The organism is Streptomyces sp. NPDC056169, from assembly GCF_042268445.1.
GTDB lineage: Bacteria > Actinomycetota > Actinomycetes > Streptomycetales > Streptomycetaceae > Streptomyces.
On the sequence record NZ_JBHJUO010000001.1, the window covers coordinates 129,525 to 150,507 of the forward strand.

The following is a 20,983-nucleotide window of genomic DNA, read 5'->3' on the forward strand; positions in this document are numbered from 1 at the left end:
CGTAATTAATCGAGGACTGACAAGCCGCGTCCACGGCGGCGGCGGTGCGGTGCGTCACTCAGGTAAGGCTTACCTGACCTGCGGAAATGATCATTCGTAGGACGAATCACGGGCCCGCACCACGTCGGCGTCCGGCCGTCCGGTGAACCAATACGTGCAGGCCACAAGCGCTCCGCCACCCCGCCGATCCCGATGTACGCCCCGGCCAGCATCGCCGAGACCGCGTAGCGGCCGGGCCGGGCCAGGTCGTGCGCCTTGTGCTCGGCCTGTCCGGCCGTCTCCCGCAGGTTCTCCGCCACGCTGATCACACCGCCGACGCTATGCCCGCCCACCCGGGTGAACCGCACGTAAAAGTCCCGATTCAAGGGACCCGGGCCCCGCGCCGGAAGGACCTTCGCCCCCTCTCTAGACTTCCGCCCATGGGAAATGAGTCCGTCGACAGCGCCGTCCGCGTACACGGCCTCGTCAAGCGGTACGGAAGCAAGACCGCCGTCGACGGCCTCGACCTCGACGTGCGGGCACACACCGTCACCGCCGTCCTCGGCCCCAACGGGGCCGGCAAGACCACCACCATCGAGACCTGCGAGGGCTACCGCAGACCCGACGGCGGCACCGTCCGCGTCCTCGGCCTCGACCCGATTGCCGACGCGGCCGCCCTGCGCCCCCGGATCGGCGTGATGCTCCAGTCCGGCGGCGTCTACTCCGGCGCCCGCGCCGACGAGATGCTCCGCCACATGGCGAAGCTGCACGCCCACCCCCTCGACGTGGACGCCCTGATCGAGCGCCTCGGCCTCGGCTCCTGCGGCCGCACCACCTACCGCCGGCTCTCCGGCGGCCAGCAGCAGCGCCTCGCGCTCGCCATGGCCGTCGTCGGCCGCCCCGAGCTCGTCTTCCTCGACGAGCCCACCGCCGGACTCGACCCGCAGGCCCGCCGCGCCACCTGGGACCTCGTGCGCGAGCTGCGCGCCGACGGCGTGACCGTCGTCCTCACCACCCACTTCATGCAGGAGGCCGAGGAGCTCGCCGACGACGTCGCCATCGTCGACGCCGGCCGGGTCGCCGCCCAGGGCAGCCCCGAGCAGCTCTGCCGCGGCGGCGCCGAGAACACCCTGCGCTTCACCGGACGCCCCGGGCTCGACCTCGGCTCCCTGCTCAAGGCGCTCCCGGACGGCACGGCCGCCGCGGAACCCCTCCCGGGCACGTACCGGATCACCGGCGCCATCGACCCCCAGCTGCTCGCCACGGTCACCACCTGGTGCGCCCAGCACGGCGTCATGCCCGAGGGCATCTCCGTCGAACGCCACACCCTGGAAGACGTCTTCCTGGAACTCACGGGCAAGGAACTGCGGTCATGAGCACGGGCACCTACTCCCCCAAGCCGGGCGCGGCCCCCGTCGGCCGGATGATCGCGGCGCAGACGGCCCTGGAGACCCGGATGCTGCTGCGCAACGGCGAGCAGCTCCTCCTGACGGTGATCATCCCCTCCCTCCTCCTCGTCCTGTTCTCCACGGTCGACATCGTCGACACGGGAGCCGACAAGGCCGTCGACTTCCTCGCCCCCGGCGTCCTCGCCCTCGCCGTCCTCTCCACCGCCTTCACCGGCCAGGCCATCGCGACCGGTTTCGAGCGGCGCTACGGGGTGCTCAAGCGACTCGGCGCCTCACCGCTCCCCCGCTGGGCGCTCATGACCGCCAAGACGCTCGCCGTCCTCGTCACCGAGGTGCTCCAGGTCGCGCTCCTCACGGCGATCGCCCTGGCCCTCGGCTGGTCCCCGAACGGCAACCCCGCCTCCGTCGCCCTCCTCCTGATCCTCGGCACGGCCGCCTTCTCCGGCCTCGGCCTCCTGATGGCGGGCACCCTCAAGGCGGAGGCCACCCTGGCCGCCGCCAACCTGGTCTTCCTGCTGCTCCTGGTGGGCGGCGGGGTCATCGTGCCCCTGGACAAGTTCCCCGAACCGGCCCGCTCCCTCCTGGAACTCCTCCCGATCTCCGCCCTCTCCGACGGCCTCCGGGACGTCCTCCAGAACGGTGCGTCGATGCCCTGGGGCAACGCGCTGATCCTGACGATCTGGGCGGTCCTCGGCCTCGGCGCGGCGGCGAAGTTCTTCCGCTGGGATTGACCTCCTCGCCGCCTTGAGAGGCGGCGATCCCCGCTTACCGTGCCGTCGAGGGCCAAGGTGTCGGGCGGGTTCCTGCTTCTTCGCGCTGTGCGGGGACGAGTCCCCGGCTTACCTGCGCTCGACAGGCTGACACCGCCAGTCCGGCGGCCTTGGCGATGTTGACGGCCGCGTTGATGTCACGGTCGAGGACGGTCCCGCAGCCCTGGCACTCCCACAGGCGGATGTGCAGGGGTTTGGGGCCGTCCTTGGTCCCGCATACGCAGCAGACTTGGCTGGTGGGCTCGAATCGTCCGATGCGGAGGAAGGTCCGGCCGTACAGGGCGGCCTTGTACTCCAGCATCGCGACGAACGACGTCCAGCCGGCATCGTGGACGGACTTGGCCAGGCGCGTACGGGCGAGCCCTTTCACCGCCAGGTTCTCCACGGCCACCGCTTGGTTCTCGCGGATGACCTTCGTGGAGAGCTGATGGTGGAACTCGCGCCGCGCGTCGGCCACCCGCGCGTGCGCACGGGCGACCTTGACGCGGGCCTTGTCCCGGTTGTTGCTGCCCTTGGCCTTACGGCTCAGATTCCGCTGGGCCTTCTTGAGCTTCTTCTCCGCCCGGCGCAGGAAGCGCGGGGCATCGATCTTCGTGCCGTCGGAGAGCACTGCGAAGTGCCCGAGGCCCAGGTCGATGCCGACGACCGGTTCCACCTCGGGCAGCACGGCCGGATCGGTCTCCACCACGAACGACGCGAAGTACCGGCCGGCCGCGTCCTTGATCACGGTCACCGTCGCCGGCACGGACGGCAGGGCGCGGGACCACTTCACCCTCACGTCCCCGATCTTCGGCAGCGACAGGTCGCCACCCGGAGTGATCTTCCATCGCGCGTTCGCGGTGAACCGGACCGCCTGCCGACCGTCCCGCTTCGACTTGAACCGGGGCGCGCCCATCCGCGGACGTTTGCCCTTCAGACCGTCGAAGAAGTTCCGGTACGCGGTGTCCAGATCCCGCAACGACTGCTGAAGCACCACAGCCGAAACCTCGGCCAGCCAGGCACGCTCGGCGGTCCTCTTCGCCTCGGTGATCAAGGCCTTGGACAGATCCCCGGTCTTCGGGAACGGCAGCCCCTCAGCGAGGGCGATCTCGCGAGCGCGGAGCGCGTCGTTGTAGACCACCCGCGCACACCCGAACGCCCTCGCCAACGCCGCACGCTGCGAACCGTTCGGGTACACGCGAAACGAGTACCGAAGCTGCACGACGCTCAACGTACGACCATCGCCCCACCATCCGACACAAGAACATTCATTCGAGGCGTCACCGCGGGTTCGGTCAGCGCAAACCCAGCGCATCAACGGCTGAACGCTGTAGTCGATAAGACTCAGAGGGTGACGCATCCCGACAAGCCACCCCCCTCGTGAAAGCGTGCACAAGCCCCGTCCTACGATGGGGCCCGTGCTGACCCCCCTCGCCTTCATCGCCCAGCGCTGGACCCCGTCCCCCCGGACTCTCCGGCGCGCCGCGCTCTCCGCCGTCGTGATGAGCGTGTTCATCATCGTCACGGGTGGCGCGGTCCGGCTGACCGGTTCCGGTCTCGGCTGCGACACGTGGCCGAAGTGCACGGACGACAGCCTCATCGTGACGCCGGAGCAGGGCTACCGCGGCATGATCGAGTTCGGCAACCGGATGCTGACGTACGTCCTGTCGGCGGCCGTCGGGTGGGCGATCATCGCCGCCCGGTCGACCAAGCCGTGGCGCCGGAACCTCACCCGCTGGGCGTGGGCGCAGTTCTGGATCGTGATGAGCAACGCCGTCATCGGCGGCATCACGGTGTGGATGGGCCTCAACCCGTGGACGGTCGCCGGCCACTTCCTGGCCGCGAACGCCCTGCTCACGGTCGCGGTCATCACCTGGCACCGGACCGGCGAGGGCGACACCGCCCCCCGGCCGCGCGCGCCGCGCCCGGTCCGCAAGCTGTCGTGGGCGATCACGATCGCCTCGGGTCTGCTCATCGTGCTCGGTACGACGGTGACCGGCGCCGGCAAGCACGCCGGTGACAGCAGCGAGGTCCCGCGCATGCCGTGGGACTGGACGAACGCCGCCCACCTCCACGCCATCGCCGCCTGGGTCGTCTGCGCGCTCGCGCTCGCCATGTGGCTGGTGCTGCGCGTGGTGGACGCCCCGGACGACACCCGGGCCCGGGCCCGTGACCTCCTGATCGTGCTGCTCGCGCAGGGCGGGATCGGCTACGTCCAGTACTTCACCGGGGTCCCCGAGGTCCTGGTCGCCGTCCACATGCTCGGCTCCTCGCTGATGTGGATCGCGGTGCTGCGGCTGGCCCTGAGCCTGCGCGAGCGCCCGGTGGCGACGGCGGAGATCCCGGCCCAGGCCGACCCGGAGCTCACGGCGACCGTCTGATCCACCGGTCCGGGGTCCACCGACGGGCCTCAGGCCAGTCGGTAGACCCGCCGGGCGTTGCCCGCCGCGAGCATCGTGGCGACGCGCTGGGCGTCCGCGTGGGACCAGGCGCCCTCCGACACCCACTCGCCGAGCACCCGCGTGAGCGCCGAGCGGAAGGCGCCGGCGGCGACCACGTGGAGCTCGGGCAGCCCCTGGGCGCCACTGGAGAACAGCAGCTTGCCGAACGGCGCCCGTTCCAGGACCTCGGCGAGGACGGCCGCCGCCCGGGCCCCGGTGTGGGCGAGGACGGGGCCGAGGTCCGCGTACACGTGCGGGTGGACGACCGTCAGGTGCGCCGCCGCGCGGTGGTGCGGGTAGGCGTGCAGCAGGACGAGGTCGGCGCCGAGCCCCGTCGTGGCGGCGGCGAAGCCGCCGAGGACGGCCGGGTCGCGGGCCCCCGTGTGCAGCTGGAGCGGGCGCCCCGCGGTGACGGCGATCCAGAGGAGATGCCGCAGCAGGACGGGGTCGGTGAGCCGCCCGCCCGCCGGGCGTCCGGCCAGCCAGCGCCCCGCCGCCCCGCGCACCTCCCCCGGTCCCGGTGGCTCGGGCGCCGTCGCGAGCCCTCGGCGTACGCCCTCCACCGAGGTGAAGGCGACGGCGTTCGCGGCGGCCCCGTGGACGGCCTCGGCGAGGTTGGCGAGGAACGCCTCGACGGTCCCAGAGGTGTCGGCGACCTGTTCGGCGAGGGGTTCGAGGCGGACGATCTCGTGGGCCTCGGCGTCGCCCGCGGCGGCGATCTCGGCGGGCCCGGTCAGATCGCCGGGGAGCCCCGTGTCCACCAGGTAGGTGGAGATCCCGGAGGCCCTCAGGAGCCGGCGGCCGGCCTCGACGACGCCGAGTTCGCGACGGCGGGCGAGGTAGCGGGCCGGCGGGCAGTGCGGTTCGAGGCCGAGGAGCGGCGGACACCAGCGCCGTACCGCGAATCCGGTCTGGGTGTCGAAGAAGGTCGTCCCGGCGGCGGGCAGGCCGGGCGGACCGTCGCCCCGGTCGCCGAGGTGCGCGCCGAGGCGGGTCTCGAAGGTGCCGAGGCCGAGCTCCGTACGGAGCACTCCGTGGCAGTACTGGTCCACCAGGCTCGGCGTGTCGATCATCTCGGGGGGCTCCCTGTGTGGACGTGTCTCCACACGTCCTAACGGGTGAGCCCCGCGCGAGGTTGTTGCCTCAGCTGTTGGAGGGGCCGCCGATCTGGATACCGGCCATCCGGCTCCACTCGTACGGGCCGGTGACGACCTTCGCGGCGAACTCGCCGTCGAACTCGTCGTGGAGCGTCAGACCGGCCTTCTCGGCGGCCTGCTGCGCGATCGGGTACGTGGGGGCCACCAGGTCGCCCCAGCCGCCGTCCGTGCCGACGAGGACGATCCGGGTGCCCGCCTGGCCGATGTGGGCGAGCTGGCCCTCGGCGCCGCCGTGCTCCGCGGAGAACGCCCGGATCTGCTTCGCGAGCCTGGCCGCCCTGCGCTCTTCCTGCTTCGTTTCTGCCATGTCAAGGATGCTACCGAGGGGTAGATCGACTGGCGACGGCCGGGCCACGTGGTCTATCCCACGTGACCCGGCCGTCGGCCGAGCGAATCATCTGAGCGCTTCGCGCCCGCTGGAGGAACTAGCGGAGGAAGGGGTCCACCGCGACCGCCACGAAGAGCAGCGAGACGTAGGTGATGGACCAGTGGAAGAGGCGCATCTCCTTGAGCTTCGCGCCGGTCGCGCCCGCCTTCGCGCGGTTGAGCAGCCCGTGGGCCTCCCACAGCCACCAGCCGCCGGTGATCAGCGCCACGGCCGTGTAGAACCAGCCGGTGTAGCCGAGCGGGGTCAGCAGCAGGGAGACGGCGACCATCACCCAGCTGTAGGCGACGATCTGCTTGGCCACGACCTTGTTGGAGGCGAGGACGGGGAGCATCGGCACGCCGGCGCGGGCGTAGTCGTCCTTGACCTTCATCGAGAGCGGCCAGTAGTGCGGCGGCGTCCAGAAGAAGATGACGAGGAAGAGGATGATCGCGGCCCACGACATCGAGTTCGTCACGGCCGACCAGCCGATGAGCACCGGCAGGCAGCCGGCGATGCCGCCCCAGACGATGTTCTGCGCGGTGCGCCGCTTCAGGATCATCGTGTAGACGACCACGTAGAAGAGGAGCGCGCCGAGCGAGAGCGCGGCGGAGAGCCAGTTGACCAGCAGGCCGAACCAGAGCGTGGAGATCACGGCGAGGCTGAGGCCGAAGACGAGGCCCTCACGCGGCGTGAGCACACCGGTGACCAGCGGGCGCTGGGAGGTGCGGTCCATCAGGGCGTCGATGTCGCGGTCGATGTACATGTTCAGCGCGTTGGCGCCGCCCGCCGACAGGTAGCCGCCGAAGCAGGTGGCGAGCACCAGCCACAGGTTCGGCACGCCCTGTTCGGCGAGGAACATCACCGGAACGGTCGTGATGAGCAGCAGCTCGATGATCCGCGGCTTGGTCAGCGCCACGTATGCCTTGACGCGGGCCCCGAACGGCCGATGGGCCCCCGGGCTGGGAGTCAAGACGACCCCTGCGGGTCGGGACTCGACGGCCGTCACGCACACCCCTGACAGAGAAATTCCCAGCAAGCTCCCCTGATGAAGACGGGGTGAAGCTTGCGCGTACCACGCCACTGTAGACGTTGCCCAGACGCCGATCTTCGCGGGGGTGGGGTCGTGTTGGAGGGGTGTGTCCCAAGGCGTGGACACCGCTCGGGAGGCGAACCGACACGGCCACCGGCAGTCTTGCTGTGTCCGCTCATTTGAGGGGCCCGCACACGAAAAGAGGGGGCCCTGTCGGGGGTAGGCTCGACACCGCCGGTACACCCTCAGTCACCGGCTTCAGAACATGTGGAGAGGAGCCCTGACCCAGGGTGAGCACTAAGCCGACCACCACAGACCTCGAGTGGACCGAATTGGACCAGCGGGCTGTCGATACCGCCCGCATCCTGGCCGCGGACGCCGTACAGAAGGTCGGCAACGGCCATCCCGGTACGGCGATGAGCCTGGCGCCCGCCGCGTACACCCTCTTCCAGAAGGTGATGCGGCACGACCCGGCCGACCCCGAGTGGGTCGGGCGCGACCGGTTCGTCCTCTCCGCGGGCCACTCGTCCCTGACCCTCTACACCCAGCTGTACCTGGGTGGCTTCGGTCTTGAGCTGGACGACCTGAAGGCCTTCCGCACCTGGGGTTCGAAGACCCCCGGTCACCCGGAGTACGGCCACACGGCCGCCGTCGAGACGACCACCGGCCCGCTGGGCCAGGGTGTCGCCAACGCCGTGGGCATGGCGATGGCCGCCCGCTTCGAGCGCGGTCTGTTCGACCCGGAGGCGGCCCCCGGCACCTCCCCGTTCGACCACCGCATCTACGCGATCGCCGGTGACGGCTGCCTCCAGGAGGGCATCTCCGCCGAGGCGTCCTCGCTCGCCGGTCACCAGAAGCTCGGCAACCTGATCCTGCTGTGGGACGACAACCACATCTCGATCGAGGGCGACACCGAGACGGCCGTGTCCGAGGACACGATGAAGCGGTACGAGGCGTACGGCTGGCACGTCCAGCGCGTCGAGTCGAAGGCCAACGGCGACCTGGACCCGGCGGCGCTGTACGCGGCGGTCAGGGCCGCCGAGGCCGAGACCGAGCGTCCGTCGTTCATCGCGATGCGCTCGATCATCGCCTGGCCCGCGCCGAACGCGCAGAACACCGAGGCCTCGCACGGCTCGGCGCTCGGCGACGAGGAGATCGCGGCCACCAAGCGCGTCCTGGGCTTCGACCCGGAGCAGACCTTCGAGGTCACCGACGAGGTCATCACGCACACCCGTTCGCTCGGCGACCGGGGCCGTGAGGCGCGTGCCGCGTGGGAGAAGTCCCTCGCGGAGTGGCGCACGGCCAACCCGGAGCGGGCGGCGGAGTTCGACCGCATCCAGGCGAACGAGCTGCCGGCCGGCTGGGAGGAGAAGCTCCCCGTCTTCGAGCCGGGCAAGGGTGTCGCCACCCGCGCGGCCTCGGGCAAGGTCCTCCAGGCGCTCGGCGCGATCATCCCGGAGCTGTGGGGCGGCTCGGCCGACCTGGCCGGCTCGAACAACACGACGATCGACAAGACCTCGTCGTTCCTGCCCGAGGGCAACCCGCTGCCGGAGGCCGACAAGTACGGCCGCACGATCCACTTCGGCATCCGCGAGCACTCGATGGCCGCCGAGATGAACGGCATCGCGCTCCACGGCAACACGCGCATCTACGGCGGCACCTTCCTGGTGTTCTCCGACTACATGCGCAACGCGGTGCGTCTGTCGGCCCTGATGCACCTGCCGGTGACGTACGTCTGGACGCACGACTCGATCGGTCTGGGCGAGGACGGCCCGACGCACCAGCCGGTGGAGCACCTCGCCTCGCTGCGCGCGATCCCGGGTCTGAACGTGGTCCGTCCGGCCGACGCCAACGAGACGACGATCGCCTGGCGCGAGATCATGAAGCGGCACACCAAGGTCTTCGGCAAGGGTGCCCCGCACGGTCTGGCCCTCACCCGTCAGGGCGTGCCGACCTACGCGCCGAACGAGGACGCGGCCAAGGGCGGCTACGTGCTGTTCGACGCCGACGGTGGCGACGCGCAGCTCGTGCTGATCGCGACCGGTTCCGAGGTCCACCTGGCCGTCGACGCCCGCGAGCAGCTCCAGGCCGCCGGCGTCCCGACCCGGGTGGTCTCGATGCCGTCCGTCGAGTGGTTCGAGGAGCAGGACCAGGCGTACAAGGACTCCGTCCTGCCGCCGTCGGTCAAGGCCCGCGTCGCGGTCGAGGCCGGCATCGGTCTCACCTGGCACCGGTACGTCGGGGACGCCGGCCGGATCGTCTCGCTGGAGCACTTCGGTGCCTCGGCGGACGCGAAGGTCCTCTTCCGCGAGTTCGGGTTCACGCCGGATGCGATCGTCGCCGCCGCCCGGGAATCTCTCGCCGCCGCCGCGCGCTGACGCCCATACGTACGACTTAATGGAGATGCAATTCTCATGACAGACGCTCTCAAGCGCCTCTCCGACGAAGGCGTCGCGATCTGGCTGGACGACCTCTCGCGCAAGCGGATCACGTCCGGCAACCTGGCCGAGCTCATCGACCAGAGCCACGTGGTCGGCGTGACCACGAACCCGTCGATCTTCCAGAAGGCCATCACCTCGGGTGACGGTTACGAGCAGCAGCTCGCCGACCTCGCCGCCCGCAAGGTGACCGTCGACGAGGCCATCCGCATGATCACGACGGCGGACGTGCGCGACGCCGCCGACATCCTGCGGCCGGTCTTCGAGGCGACCGACGGCCAGGACGGCCGGGTCTCCATCGAGGTCGACCCCCGTCTCGCCCACGAGACGGTCGCCACCATCGCCGAGGCCAAGCAGCTGGCCTGGCTGGTGGACCGCCCCAACACGCTCATCAAGATTCCGGCCACCAAGGCGGGTCTGCCGGCGATCACCGAGGTCATCGGCCTCGGCATCAGCGTCAACGTCACGCTGATCTTCTCGCTGGAGCGCTACCGCGCGGTCATGGACGCCTACCTGGCGGGCCTGGAGAAGGCCCGCGAGCGCGGCCTCGACCTCTCGAAGATCCACTCGGTGGCGTCCTTCTTCGTGTCCCGTGTGGACTCGGAGATCGACAAGCGCCTGGACGGCATCGGCACCGACGAGGCCAAGGCGCTCAAGGGCAAGGCCGCTCTGGCCAACGCCCGCCTGGCCTACGAGGCGTTCGAGGAGGTCTTCTCCTCGGACCGCTGGGCCGCCCTCGACAAGGCGCAGGCCAACAAGCAGCGTCCGCTGTGGGCCTCGACCGGCGTCAAGGACCCGGCGTACAAGGACACGCTGTACGTCGTGGACCTGGTCGCCCCGGGCACGGTCAACACCATGCCGGAAGGCACCCTGGAGGCCACCGCCGACCACGGCGAGGTCACCGGTGACACCGTGCGCGGCACGTACGACCAGTCCCGCGCGGAGCTGGCGGCCATCGCAAAGCTGGGCATCAGCTACGACGAGGTCGTGCAGCTCCTGGAGGACGAGGGCGTCGACAAGTTCGAGGCGTCCTGGAACGACCTGCTCAAGTCCACCGAGGCGGAGCTCGCGCGCCGCGTACCTGCGGAGGCGTAAGCACTTTGAGCGCAGTCGACGGAGCCAACCCGCTCCGTGACGCCGCCGACCGACGGCTCCCGCGCATCGCGGGGCCGTCGGGCCTGGTGATCTTCGGCGTCACGGGCGATTTGTCCCGCAAGAAGCTGATGCCTGCCGTCTACGACCTGGCCAACCGCGGTCTGCTGCCGCCGGGCTTCTCGCTCGTCGGCTTCGCCCGCCGCGAATGGCAGGACGAGGACTTCGCGCAGGAGGTCTACGAGGCGGTCAAGCAGCACGCGCGCACCCCGTTCCGCGAGGAGGTGTGGCAGCAGCTGATCCAGGGCATGCGGTTCGTCCAGGGCGACTTCGACGACGACGAGGCCTTCGAGAAGCTGAAGTCCACCGTCGAGGAGCTGGACAAGGCGCAGGGTACGGGCGGCAACTTCGCCTTCTACCTCTCCGTGCCGCCGAAGTTCTTCCCCCTGGTGGTCCGGCAGCTCAAGAAGCACGGCCTGGCCGACCAGAAGGACGGCTCCTGGCGCCGCGCGGTCATCGAGAAGCCCTTCGGTCACGACCTGACCTCCGCCAAGGAGCTCAACGAGGTCGTCCACGAGGTCTTCCCGCCCGACGCGGTCTTCCGCATCGACCACTACCTCGGCAAGGAGACCGTCCAGAACATCCTGGCGCTCCGCTTCGCCAACACCCTCTTCGAGCCGATCTGGAACAGGTCGTACGTCGACCACGTCCAGATCACCATGGCCGAGGACATCGGCATCGGCGGCCGGGCCGGGTACTACGACGGCATCGGCGCCGCCCGTGACGTCATCCAGAACCACCTGCTCCAGCTGCTGGCGCTGACCGCGATGGAGGAGCCCGCCTCCTTCGACGCCGACGCGCTCGCCGCCGAGAAGACCAAGGTCCTCGGCGCGGTGAAGCTGCCGACGGACCCGGGGAAGACCACGGTCCGGGGTCAGTACGCGGCCGGGTGGCAGGGCGGCGAGAAGGCCGTCGGCTACCTCCAGGAAGACGGCATCGACCCCCAGTCGAAGACCGACACCTACGCGGCCGTGAAGCTGGAGATCGACAACCGCCGCTGGGCGGGCGTCCCCTTCTACCTCCGTACGGGCAAGCGCCTGGGCCGCCGCGTCACCGAGATCGCGGTCGTCTTCCAGCGCGCCCCGCACTCCCCCTTCGACCACACCGCGACCGAGGAGCTCGGCCGCAACGCCATCGTGATCCGGGTCCAGCCGGACGAGGGCGTGACGGTGCGGTTCGGCTCCAAGGTGCCCGGCACCCAGATGGAGATCCGGGACGTGTCGATGGACTTCGCCTACGGCGAGTCCTTCACGGAGTCCAGCCCCGAGGCGTACGAGCGGCTCATCCTCGACGTCCTGCTCGGCGACTCGAACCTCTTCCCGCGCGTGGAGGAGGTCGAGCTGTCCTGGAAGATCCTCGACCCGATCGAGCAGTTCTGGGACACGCACGGCACGCCCGCGCAGTACCAGTCCGGGACCTGGGGTCCGGTCGAGGCGGACGAGATGCTCGCACGAGACGGACGGAGCTGGCGCCGGCCATGAAGACCGACCTGACGGACACCACGTCCTCCAAGATCAACAAGGCGCTGGTGCTCGGGCGGCGGGCGATCGGCACCCCGGCCGTCGGCATGGTGCTCACCCTCGTCATCGTCACCGACGAGGAGAACGCCTACGACGCGCTGAAGGCGGCCAACGAGGCGTCCCGCGAGCACCCCTCGCGGACCCTCGTCGTCATCAAGCGGGTCTCGCGCTCCCCGCGGGACCGCGCCAAGGCGCGGCTCGACGCCGAGGTCCGCCTCGGCGCCGACGCCAGCACCGGCGAAACGGTTGTGCTCCGGCTGTACGGCGAGGTCGTCGACCACGCCCAGTCGGTGGTGCTGCCGCTGCTCCTCCCGGACGCCCCCGTCGTCGTCTGGTGGCCGGTGAACGCGCCGACCGACCCGGCGAACGACCCGCTGGGCGCGCTCGCCCAGCGCCGGGTGACCGACACGTACGCCGCCGAGCAGCCCATCCAGGAGCTGACGGCGCGGGCGGACACGTACACCCCGGGCGACACGGACCTCTCGTGGACCCGGATCACCCCGTGGCGCTCGATGCTCGCCGCCGCGCTCGACCAGGTCGCGTGCGAGGTCACCTCGGCCGAGGTCGAGGGCGAGGAGTTCAACCCGAGCGTCGAGCTGCTCGCGATGTGGCTCGCCGAGCGGCTGAAGGTGCCGGTGCGGCGCGCGAAGTCGACCGGGCCGGGGCTCACCTCCGTACGGATGGAGACCAGCTCCGGGCCGATCGTGCTGGACCGGCCGGACGGCTCGCTCGCGACGCTCTCCATCCAGGGGCAGCCGGACCGCGGCGTGGCGCTCAAGCGCCGGGACACGGCCGAGCTGATCGCGGAGGAGCTGCGCCGGCTCGACCCGGACGACACCTACGCGACGGCGCTCAAGTTCGGTCTTGAGCGGCTCGACGAGGAGGCGGCGACCGTCGCTCCCGTGCCTGTCGACGAGCCCGTCGCCGAGGCGGCCGTGGTCGTGGAGTCGGCCCCGGCCCCCGCGAAGCCCGCCGCGAAGAAGGCTCCGGCCAAGAAGGCGGCGGCCAAGTGAGCACCCCTCAGCTGGTCGTCCACCGCGACAAGGAGCTGATGGCGCAGGCCGCCGCGGCCCGGCTGATCACCCGGATCGTGGACGCCCAGGCCACCCGCGGCTCCGCCTCGGTCGTACTGACCGGCGGGCGCAACGGCAACGGCCTGCTCGCGGCGCTGGGTTCGGCGCCCGCGCGGGACGCAGTCGACTGGTCGCGGCTCGACCTGTGGTGGGGCGACGAGCGTTTCCTGCCGGAGGGCGATCCCGAGCGGAACGTCACCCAGGCCCGTGAGGCGCTGCTCGACCGGGTGCCTCTCGACCCGGCACGGGTGCACGCGATGCCGGCCTCGGACGGTCCGTACGGCAGCGATGTCGACGCCGCCGCCGCCGCGTACGCGGCGGAGCTGGCCGCCGCCGCGGGTCCCGGTGACCATGGCGGGGTGCCGACCTTCGACGTGCTGATGCTGGGCGTCGGCCCGGACACGCATGTGGCGTCGCTCTTCCCGGAGCTGCCGGCGGTCCGCGAGACCGAGCGGACGGTGGTCGGGGTGCACGGCGCTCCCAAGCCGCCGCCGGTCCGGGTCTCGCTGACGCTTCCGGCGATCAGGGCGGCCAAGGAGGTCTGGCTGCTCGCGGCCGGCGAGGACAAGGCGAAGGCCGCGGCGATCGCGCTGTCCGGTGCGGGCGAGGTGCAGGCCCCGGCGGCGGGCGCCTACGGCCGCTCGCGCACGCTGTGGCTGCTCGACGCGGCGGCCGCCTCGGAGCTGCCGCGGAGCCTGTATCCGCCGGCTTCGGCCTGATTCCACGACCTGGAGGCCCGGTTCACCTCCCCCTGGACTTCGTCCGGCGGGAGGTGGACCGGGCCTCCGGCGTCGGTACGGGCTCCAGGAAGGGCGCGAGGAGGTCCGGTACGGCCTCGGCGGCGAAGGTCAGGCCCTGGCTCTCGCCCGCGTCGTGGATGTCGTACGCGCCCTCGCCGGCCGCCGTCGTGGCGGTCAGCGTGAGGACGCCCGCGCGGCGCTGGAAGTACGACTGCTTGACGGTCCAGCCGATGACGCCGGAGCGCTGGAGGGCGACCGTGGCGCGCCGGACCGTGCCCGAACGGGTCACCAGATAGGCGCCGCTGACGCCGTGTCCGAGACTGCGGTACGCGTCGAGGGCGAGGAGCACCGCGAGCGGGGTGAGGACGACGACGCAGCCCGCCGCCACGTACAGCAGGACCGGGGTGAGGAGCAGCCCGAGGACGGCGAGGAGGGCGGCCGGGGCGGCGACGGACCAGAGGGCCCAGCGCAGCCGGCGGGTGCGGGCGGCGCGGGGATGGGCGGCGAGCGGCGCCCCGGTGGGCGGTTCCGGCTCGCGCAGGACCTGGGCGGCGACGCGGTCGGCCGTCTCCCGGGGCGCGGCCGGCAGCAGGGTCTTGAGGTCGGCGTGCTTGTCCCCGTCGTCCTTGGCGAGGCCGGTGGCGACGGCGTCGACCCGGGCGGCCCCGACCAGGCGTACGCCCAGCGGCTCGACGACCTCGATCCCGCGCAGCCGGCGCTCCTCGATGGAGACGGAGCGGGCGGTGAGGAGGCCGCGGCGGACGCGCAGGGTGCCGCCGGGCTCGCGCTCCAGGCGGTGGTTCCACCACATCTCGACCCACAGCCCGAGGGAGCCGACGGCACCGACGACGGTGGCGATGAGGATCAGGTCGACGATCATCCAGGTGAGGGAGACGTCCCGGAAGCGGTCCCCTATCCAGCCGATGACCTCGGCCTGGGCGCCGAACCACTCGCTGACCTGCATGACGGCCCCGGCCGCCGCGCCGCCGAGGGCCGGGGCGAGGAAGGAGACCGGGGCGTAGCGGATCCAGCGCGGGTCGACGGTGGCGAGGGCGCCCTCGTCGGGAACGCCGGCGGGGTCGGTGGTGGTGCGGGCGAGGAGGTCGTGGCGGAGGCGCTCGCCCTCGGCGCGGGTGACCAGGTCGAGTTCGAGCGTGGACTCGCTGCCGCCGGTGCTCTCTCCGGTGCCGATGCGGACCTTGACGAGCCCGAGGACGCGCTGGAGGGGGTTGGCGGTGAGGTCGACGCTGCGGACGCGCTCACGGGCCAGGGAGCGGCGTTTGATCAGCAGGAGCCCGGTGTGGAGTTCGACCCGCTCGGGGCCGATCCGGTAGCGGGTACGGCGCAAGCGGACGTAGTCGACGAGGGTGCCGCCGAGGACGAGGAGGAAGGCTCCGGCGAGGACCCAGGAGAGGGCCTGCCACAGCGGCCTGGATCCGGCGAGGCCGACCACCGTGGGCAGTCCGGCGCCGCCCGCCACGCCGCACAGGACGGCGGCGGTGGCCAGGAGCATGCGCCGCTCCAGGCGCCGCCACTCCTCGTCGTGGCCTTCCCCGCCGGGTACTCCCCCGACGGGCCCCTCCTCGCTCATGTGGCGTCCCCGGGGGTGGCCTGGGTGAGGGCCGTGAGCCGCTCGCCGAGCTCGGCGGCGAGCTCGTGGTCGAGGCCCTCGATCCGGAGCGCGCCCTTCGAGGAGGCGGTGGTCACCGTGACGGTGCCGAGCCGGAAGAGCTGCTCCAGCGGGCCGCGTACGGTGTCGACCGTCTGGATCCGGGACATCGGGGCGATCCGCCACTCCTGCCACAGGGCCCCGGTGCGGACGTAGACGGCCTCGTCGGTCACCTCCCAGCGGTGCACCCGGAACCACCAGGCGGGGAAGAACGCGGCGCAGGCGAGGCCGAGGGCCGCGACGGTCCCGGCCGCGAGCAGCAGCCAGAACCGGGCGGGCCCGATGAGCGCGCCGAGGACGGCGAGGATCACCACCGGCACGGCGGTGGTCACCAGGAGCTGGCTCCGCCACCAGGCGACGGCCCGCTCGTCGACGGCGTTCCTGGGCGGCCGCAGCCGCACCGCGTTCTCCCCCGTCATGCGATCAGCCCCGGTCGCGCAGCGCGCGGTAGGCCGAGACGAGCCCGGCGGTCGAGCTGTCGAGGTGCTCGCCGCCCTCGCCCTCCGTCAGGACCGGCTCGATCTTCCTGGCGAGGACCTTGCCGAGTTCGACGCCCCACTGGTCGAAGGAGTCGATGTTCCAGATCGCGCCCTGGACGAAGACCTTGTGCTCGTAGAGCGCGATCAGCTGGCCGAGGACGGACGGGGTGAGCGCGTCGGCGAGGATCGTGGTGGTCGGGTGGTTGCCCTGGAAGGTCTTGTGCGGGACGAGCTCCTCGGGGACGCCCTCGGCCCGTACCTCCTCGGGCGTCTTGCCGAAGGCGAGCGCCTGGGTCTGGGCGAAGAAGTTGGCCATCAGCAGGTCGTGCTGGGCGACGAGGCCGGGGAGCAGGTCGGCGACGGGCCGGGCGAAGCCGATGAAGTCGGCCGGGATGACCTTGGTGCCCTGGTGGATCAACTGGTAGTAGGCGTGCTGCCCGTTGGTGCCGGGGGTGCCCCAGACGACGGGGCCGGTCTGCCAGTCGACCGGGTTGCCCTCGCGGTCCACCGACTTGCCGTTGGACTCCATGTCGAGCTGCTGGAGGTAGGCGGTGAACTTGGAGAGGTAGTGGGAGTACGGCAGGACGGCGTGCGACTGCGCGTCGAAGAACGCGCCGTACCAGACGCCGAGGAGGCCGAGCAGCAGCGGCGCGTTCTCCTCGGGCGGGGCCGTGCGGAAGTGCTCGTCGACGAGGTGGAAGCCGTCGAGCATCTCGCGGAAGCGCTCCGGGCCGATGGCGATCATCAGGGAGAGGCCGATGGCGGAGTCGTAGGAGTAGCGGCCGCCGACCCAGTCCCAGAACTCGAACATGTTCGTGGTGTCGATGCCGAACTCGGCGACCTTCTCGGCGTTGGTCGAGAGGGCCACGAAGTGCTTGGCGACGGCCTCCTGGCCGGCGCCGAGGCCGCCGAGGAGCCAGTCGCGCGCGGAGGTGGCGTTGGTGATCGTCTCGATGGTGGTGAAGGTCTTCGAGGCGACGATGAACAGCGTCTCGGCGGGGTCGAGGTCGCGGACGGCCTCGTGGAGGTCGGCGCCGTCCACGTTGGAGACGAAACGGAGCGTCAGGTCCCGCTGCGTGAAGGAGCGCAGGACCTCGTAGGCCATGGCGGGGCCGAGGTCGGAGCCGCCGATGCCGATGTTCACGATGTTCTTGACCGGCTTGCCGGTGTGGCCGGTCCACTCGCCCGCGCGGACCTTGTCGGAGAACGCGCCCATCGTGTCGAGGACGGCGTGGACGCCGGGGACGACGTTCTCCCCGTCGACCTCGATGACGGCCCCGCGCGGGGCGCGCAGCGCGGTGTGGAGGACCGCCCGGTCCTCGGTGGTGTTGATCTTCTCGCCGCGGAACATGGCGTCGCGCAGCTCGGCCACGCCGGTGGCGGCGGCGAGTTCGCGCAGCAGGGTCAGCGTCTCGTCGGTGACGAGGTGCTTGGAGTAGTCCAGGTAGAGGTCGCCGACCCGCAGGGTGTGGTCGGTGCCGCGCGCCGGGTCCGCGGCGAAGAGCTCGCGCAGGTGGGTGTCGCCCAGCTGCTCACGGTGCTTGCCGAGGGCCGCCCACTCGGGCAGCCGGTTCAGCCTGGTGCGGCCTTCGTTGTTCATCTCGGACATCGCCCACTTCTTCTCGTATGTCTGCCCCGCTGCCCCTCCAACCTAATTGATCAGGGGGGCCAACGACGCTACGGCGAGCGCGAACAGTGCCGCCGCGAGGAGGGCCGGTGTGTGCGGTCCCCAGCCGGCGGCCGCGGCGCCGCCGAGGAGGGCCCCGAGGGGAGCGCCCGCGACGGCGAGGGTGCGGAAGGCCGCGGCGATGCGGCCGAGCATCCCCTCGGGGGCGCGCTCCTGCATGAGGGTCGTCTGGTTGACGTTCCACACCGTCCCCATGAAGCCGAACACCGCCATGGCGGCGATCGATACCGCGAGGGCGGGGACGGCGCCCATCAGGACCAGGCAGCCCGTCTGGACCGTCCCGGCGAGGGCGACGGCGCGTATCCGTCCGGTCCGCTCGGCGACGCGGCGGGCGAGGAAGCCGCCGATGACGCCGCCCACCGCGTAGGCGGTGAGGGTGGCGGCGTATGCGGCGTTTCCGGCGCTGCCGGCCTGGTGCCCGTCCGTCACGTGGACGACGAGGGTGGCGATGAGGGCGCCCATGCCGATGTTGCAGAGGGTGGTGGCCGTGCAGAGCCACCGCAGGGGCCGGTCCCGGCGGAGCGTGGCGAGCCCTTCGGTCATCTCCTTGCGGAGGGTGGACCCGGCCGGGCGGGGCGGTCTCTCGGGTGCCCCGGTCCGCAGGGAGGCGATGAGGAGCGCGGCGAGGACGTAGGTGGCGGCGTCGGCCACGTACGGCACGGCGTCGCCTGCGAGGAGCAGGGCGGGCACCAGGGGCGCGGCGAGGAGGCCGCCCGCGAACTGCTGACCGGTCATCAGGCGGGCGTTGGCCGCGGCGAGGGCCTCGGTGGGGACGAGGGCGGGGAGAAGGGCCGTGGCCGCGTTGTCGAAGAGGGTCTGCAGGGTCGTGAGGGCGAAGGCGAGGACGAGCAGCAGGGCGATCGTGGCGTGTCCGAGCGCGACGGCCACGGCGAACGCGGCCATGAGCGCACCGCGGACGAGGTCGACCGCCCACATGGCCCGTCGCTGGTCGACCCGGTCGGCGACCGCTCCGCCGAGGAGTCCGAAGAGCAGCCAGGGCAGGAAGCCGCAGGCAGTGACGGAGGCGATGAGGAGGGGGTCGTCGGTGAGCGAGGCGGCGAGGAGGGGCAGGGCGGCGGTACGCAGCGAGTCGCCGAACCGGGAGACGACCGCGGCCGTCCACAACCGTCCGAAGCCGCCTCGCCAGTCGGGTACGGCCCTGGCCGCCACTGTCTCGGTCGCCGTCACGGCGCCCCCCTGCGTCGATGATCCCCTTGCCCGATCGACCGTAGAGGACGCCACTGACAACGCCGGTCCGGCGGGCGTCGGCGGTGTCAGTACCCGCCGCGGTGCAGCCGCCCCTCGTAGCGGGCTTCGAGGAGGGCGTTGCGCTCGTGGCCGCCGGGGATGTTGGCGGAGACGTACACGGGCGGTTCGTGGCCCTCGGCGAGGAGCAGGGCGACGGCTTCGGCGACGGTCATCTGGACGAGGAGCGAGGAGGTGAGGGTGGAGATCCCGCACAGTCCGCCGCCGCCGGGGAGCGGGAGGACGGCGTCGCCGGTGGGGGCGCAGTTGTCGAGGACGGCGTCGGCGAGGTCGGCGAGGCGCTTGCCGCTCGGGTGGAGGGCGGGGACGGCGTGGGTGTGTTCGAGCGAGGTGAGGGCGATCAGCCGGTGTCCGGCCGCGGTGACCTTGAGGGCGAGGTCGACGATCGCGTTGTTGACGCCGGAGTTGGAGATGACGACGAACAGGTCCTGCGGGCGGGGGTCGGCGAGGGCGTAGAGCCGGTCGGCGAGGCCCGGGGAGCGTTCGAGGAGGGGGTCGGCGAGGACGGCGGGGTCCTCGCCGCCGCGCAGGACGAGATCGGCGAGGGAGATCCGGCTGGTGGGGACGAGGCCGCCGGCCCGGCCCGCGATCTCCAGGGCGGCGGCCTGGGAGTGGCCGGTGCCGAAGGCGTGGATCACCCCGTCGGCGGCGACGCAGTCGGCGAGGAGGCGGGCGGCGAGCGGGACGGTGTCCTCGTTGGCGGCGACGGCGTGGTCGACGGCGCCGCGGGCGTGGTCGGCGAACCGGGCGGCGCCGAGGTCGGGTCGAGGCAGGGCGGCGGACATGACGGAGCCTCCACTGGTTCAGTGAACCCATATCTTCTGATCGACGCGAATCAATGAACCAGTCAGGGTGACGCGCCGTCAAGGGACCCGGCCAGGCGGGCGAGCGCCACCGCGCCCGCCACCCCGTCCGGTACGGGCACGGGGACGAGGCCCCACTCCCGTACCCCCTCCACGAGCCGGCCGAGCAGCGGGCCGCCCGGGCCGACGAGCCCGCCCGTGACCACCAGGGGCTCGCCGGGGCGCGGCCCCAGCGCCCGCACGGTGGCGCGGAGTTCGGCTCCCGCCCGGTCCAGGAGCTCCCGCGCCGGGCCGTCCCCGGCCGCCGCCGCGGCGACCACGAGCGGGCTCAGCGCCGCGAGCCGGACCGGATGCCCCTCGTACGCGTACCGCACGACGGCCTCCTTGGTGAGCCCGCCGCACACCTCGCCCACCGGCCCGGCGAGCGCGGTCCGCGGCCCGCGGCCGTCCAGGGCGCGCAGCACGGTCCGGACCGCCTCGCGGCCGAGCCAGAAGCCGCTGCCCGCGTCCCCGAGGAGCCAGCCGTCGCCGTCCACGACCCGGAGGGCGCGGCGCCGCTCCACCCGTGCGGCGGCGGCGCCCGTCCCCGCGATCAGGACGAGCCCGTCGGCCGGGGCGCCCGGCCCGGCGGCGAAGGCGACCTCCGCGTCCCCGTACACCTCGACCGCGCCGGGCGCCGCGCCCACCGCGTCGAGGGCCCGCGCGAGGGCCGTCAGGGCGCGCTCCCGCCCCGCGCCCTCTCCCCCGCCGGCGAACCCGGCCACGACGGCCCGGACGTGCCGCCCCCCGCCCTCCGGCAGCGCCTCCCGGAGCGCGTCCGTGAGGTGGCGCGCGAGCGCGGCGGGCGCCACGCTCAGCGCGTTGCCCGGACCGCCCGCCCCCTCACCGAGGGCCGGACCGCCCGCCGCGTCCGCGAGCCGCGCCCTGATCCGCGTACCGCCCGCGTCGATCCCGACCACCCATGAGCGCTCCGCGTGAATACTGGATTCGTCCATCAGTCCGCATGGTGGTTGATAGATTCACC

19 protein-coding genes are annotated in these 20,983 nt (G+C 72.0%); 8 read left to right on the plus strand and 11 right to left on the minus strand.

The features are described 5' to 3' along the window. Positions 1-5: 5 nt before the first annotated feature. Positions 6-308 (minus strand): hypothetical protein, encoded by a 303-nt coding sequence (locus ACFC0G_RS00645; protein WP_376394953.1) that lies wholly within the window; start codon positions 306-308, stop codon positions 6-8. Between the two features lie 111 nt (positions 309-419). On the opposite strand from ACFC0G_RS00645, the gene ACFC0G_RS00650 reads away from it, so the two are divergent. Beyond that, positions 420-1,355 (plus strand): ABC transporter ATP-binding protein, encoded by a 936-nt coding sequence (locus ACFC0G_RS00650; RefSeq protein WP_376394956.1) that lies wholly within the window; start codon positions 420-422, stop codon positions 1,353-1,355. Continuing rightward, positions 1,352-2,119, plus strand: a complete 768-nt coding sequence (locus ACFC0G_RS00655) for an ABC transporter permease (protein WP_376394959.1) — start codon at positions 1,352-1,354, stop codon at positions 2,117-2,119. The genes ACFC0G_RS00650 and ACFC0G_RS00655 overlap by 4 nt, the downstream gene beginning before the upstream one ends. Positions 2,120-2,153: 34 nt before the next feature. On the opposite strand, the gene ACFC0G_RS00660 is transcribed toward ACFC0G_RS00655, so the two are convergent. Beyond that, positions 2,154-3,359: an RNA-guided endonuclease InsQ/TnpB family protein gene (locus tag ACFC0G_RS00660; protein WP_376396108.1), complete on the minus strand. Its 1,206-nt coding sequence runs from the start codon at positions 3,357-3,359 to the stop codon at positions 2,154-2,156. A gap of 187 nt (positions 3,360-3,546) precedes the next feature. Between ACFC0G_RS00660 and ACFC0G_RS00665 the strand changes: the two genes are divergently transcribed. Further along, the gene (locus ACFC0G_RS00665) at positions 3,547-4,518 is read left to right on the plus strand and encodes a heme A synthase (RefSeq protein ID WP_376394962.1); all 972 of its coding nucleotides are present in this window, start codon (positions 3,547-3,549) and stop codon (positions 4,516-4,518) included. A 29-nt stretch (positions 4,519-4,547) separates the two neighbouring features. On the opposite strand, the gene ACFC0G_RS00670 is transcribed toward ACFC0G_RS00665, so the two are convergent. The 3 genes from ACFC0G_RS00670 to ACFC0G_RS00680 all read right to left on the minus strand — a co-directional run bounded on the left by ACFC0G_RS00670 (position 4,548) and on the right by ACFC0G_RS00680 (position 7,108). Next, positions 4,548-5,651, minus strand: coding sequence for an amidohydrolase family protein (locus ACFC0G_RS00670; protein ID WP_376394965.1), 1,104 nt, complete (start codon positions 5,649-5,651; stop codon positions 4,548-4,550). 70 nt (positions 5,652-5,721) lie between these two features. Further along, positions 5,722-6,042, minus strand: coding sequence for a hypothetical protein (locus ACFC0G_RS00675; protein ID WP_376394968.1), 321 nt, complete (start codon positions 6,040-6,042; stop codon positions 5,722-5,724). A gap of 118 nt (positions 6,043-6,160) precedes the next feature. Continuing rightward, complete coding sequence (locus ACFC0G_RS00680; RefSeq protein WP_376394971.1) at positions 6,161-7,108, minus strand: heme o synthase; 948 nt, start codon at positions 7,106-7,108, stop codon at positions 6,161-6,163. A 314-nt stretch (positions 7,109-7,422) separates the two neighbouring features. On the opposite strand from ACFC0G_RS00680, the gene tkt reads away from it, so the two are divergent. The 5 genes from tkt to pgl are packed head-to-tail and all read left to right on the plus strand — an operon-like array spanning position 7,423 to position 14,034. Beyond that, on the plus strand, positions 7,423-9,510 hold the full coding sequence (tkt, locus tag ACFC0G_RS00685) for a transketolase (RefSeq protein ID WP_376394973.1): 2,088 nt from the start codon (positions 7,423-7,425) through the stop codon (positions 9,508-9,510). A 36-nt stretch (positions 9,511-9,546) separates the two neighbouring features. Further along, complete coding sequence (tal, locus tag ACFC0G_RS00690; protein WP_024757161.1) at positions 9,547-10,665, plus strand: transaldolase; 1,119 nt, start codon at positions 9,547-9,549, stop codon at positions 10,663-10,665. A gap of 5 nt (positions 10,666-10,670) precedes the next feature. After that, positions 10,671-12,203: a glucose-6-phosphate dehydrogenase gene (gene zwf / locus ACFC0G_RS00695; protein WP_376394977.1), complete on the plus strand. Its 1,533-nt coding sequence runs from the start codon at positions 10,671-10,673 to the stop codon at positions 12,201-12,203. Beyond that, positions 12,200-13,255, plus strand: a complete 1,056-nt coding sequence (gene opcA, locus ACFC0G_RS00700; protein WP_376394980.1) for a glucose-6-phosphate dehydrogenase assembly protein OpcA — start codon at positions 12,200-12,202, stop codon at positions 13,253-13,255. The genes zwf and opcA overlap by 4 nt, the downstream gene beginning before the upstream one ends. Continuing rightward, entirely contained in the window at positions 13,252-14,034 is a 783-nt protein-coding gene (pgl, locus tag ACFC0G_RS00705; RefSeq protein WP_376394983.1) for a 6-phosphogluconolactonase, read from the plus strand. Before opcA ends, pgl begins: the two co-directional genes overlap by 4 nt. Positions 14,035-14,056: 22 nt before the next feature. On the opposite strand, the gene ACFC0G_RS00710 is transcribed toward pgl, so the two are convergent. The 6 genes from ACFC0G_RS00710 to ACFC0G_RS00735 all read right to left on the minus strand — a co-directional run bounded on the left by ACFC0G_RS00710 (position 14,057) and on the right by ACFC0G_RS00735 (position 20,954). Further along, positions 14,057-15,646, minus strand: a complete 1,590-nt coding sequence (locus tag ACFC0G_RS00710) for a PH domain-containing protein (RefSeq protein WP_376394986.1) — start codon at positions 15,644-15,646, stop codon at positions 14,057-14,059. Next, positions 15,643-16,143, minus strand: coding sequence for a PH domain-containing protein (locus ACFC0G_RS00715; protein WP_376394989.1), 501 nt, complete (start codon positions 16,141-16,143; stop codon positions 15,643-15,645). Before ACFC0G_RS00715 ends, ACFC0G_RS00710 begins: the two co-directional genes overlap by 4 nt. 4 nt (positions 16,144-16,147) lie before the next feature. Continuing rightward, positions 16,148-17,803 (minus strand): glucose-6-phosphate isomerase, encoded by a 1,656-nt coding sequence (pgi, locus tag ACFC0G_RS00720; RefSeq protein WP_376396111.1) that lies wholly within the window; start codon positions 17,801-17,803, stop codon positions 16,148-16,150. Between the two features lie 51 nt (positions 17,804-17,854). Then, positions 17,855-19,078: an MFS transporter gene (locus tag ACFC0G_RS00725; protein WP_376394992.1), complete on the minus strand. Its 1,224-nt coding sequence runs from the start codon at positions 19,076-19,078 to the stop codon at positions 17,855-17,857. Positions 19,079-19,164: 86 nt separating this feature from the next. Further along, complete coding sequence (locus ACFC0G_RS00730) at positions 19,165-19,941, minus strand: sugar isomerase domain-containing protein (RefSeq protein WP_376394995.1); 777 nt, start codon at positions 19,939-19,941, stop codon at positions 19,165-19,167. A 62-nt stretch (positions 19,942-20,003) separates the two neighbouring features. After that, positions 20,004-20,954, minus strand: a complete 951-nt coding sequence (locus ACFC0G_RS00735) for an N-acetylglucosamine kinase (RefSeq protein ID WP_376394998.1) — start codon at positions 20,952-20,954, stop codon at positions 20,004-20,006. Positions 20,955-20,983 lie beyond the last annotated feature (29 nt).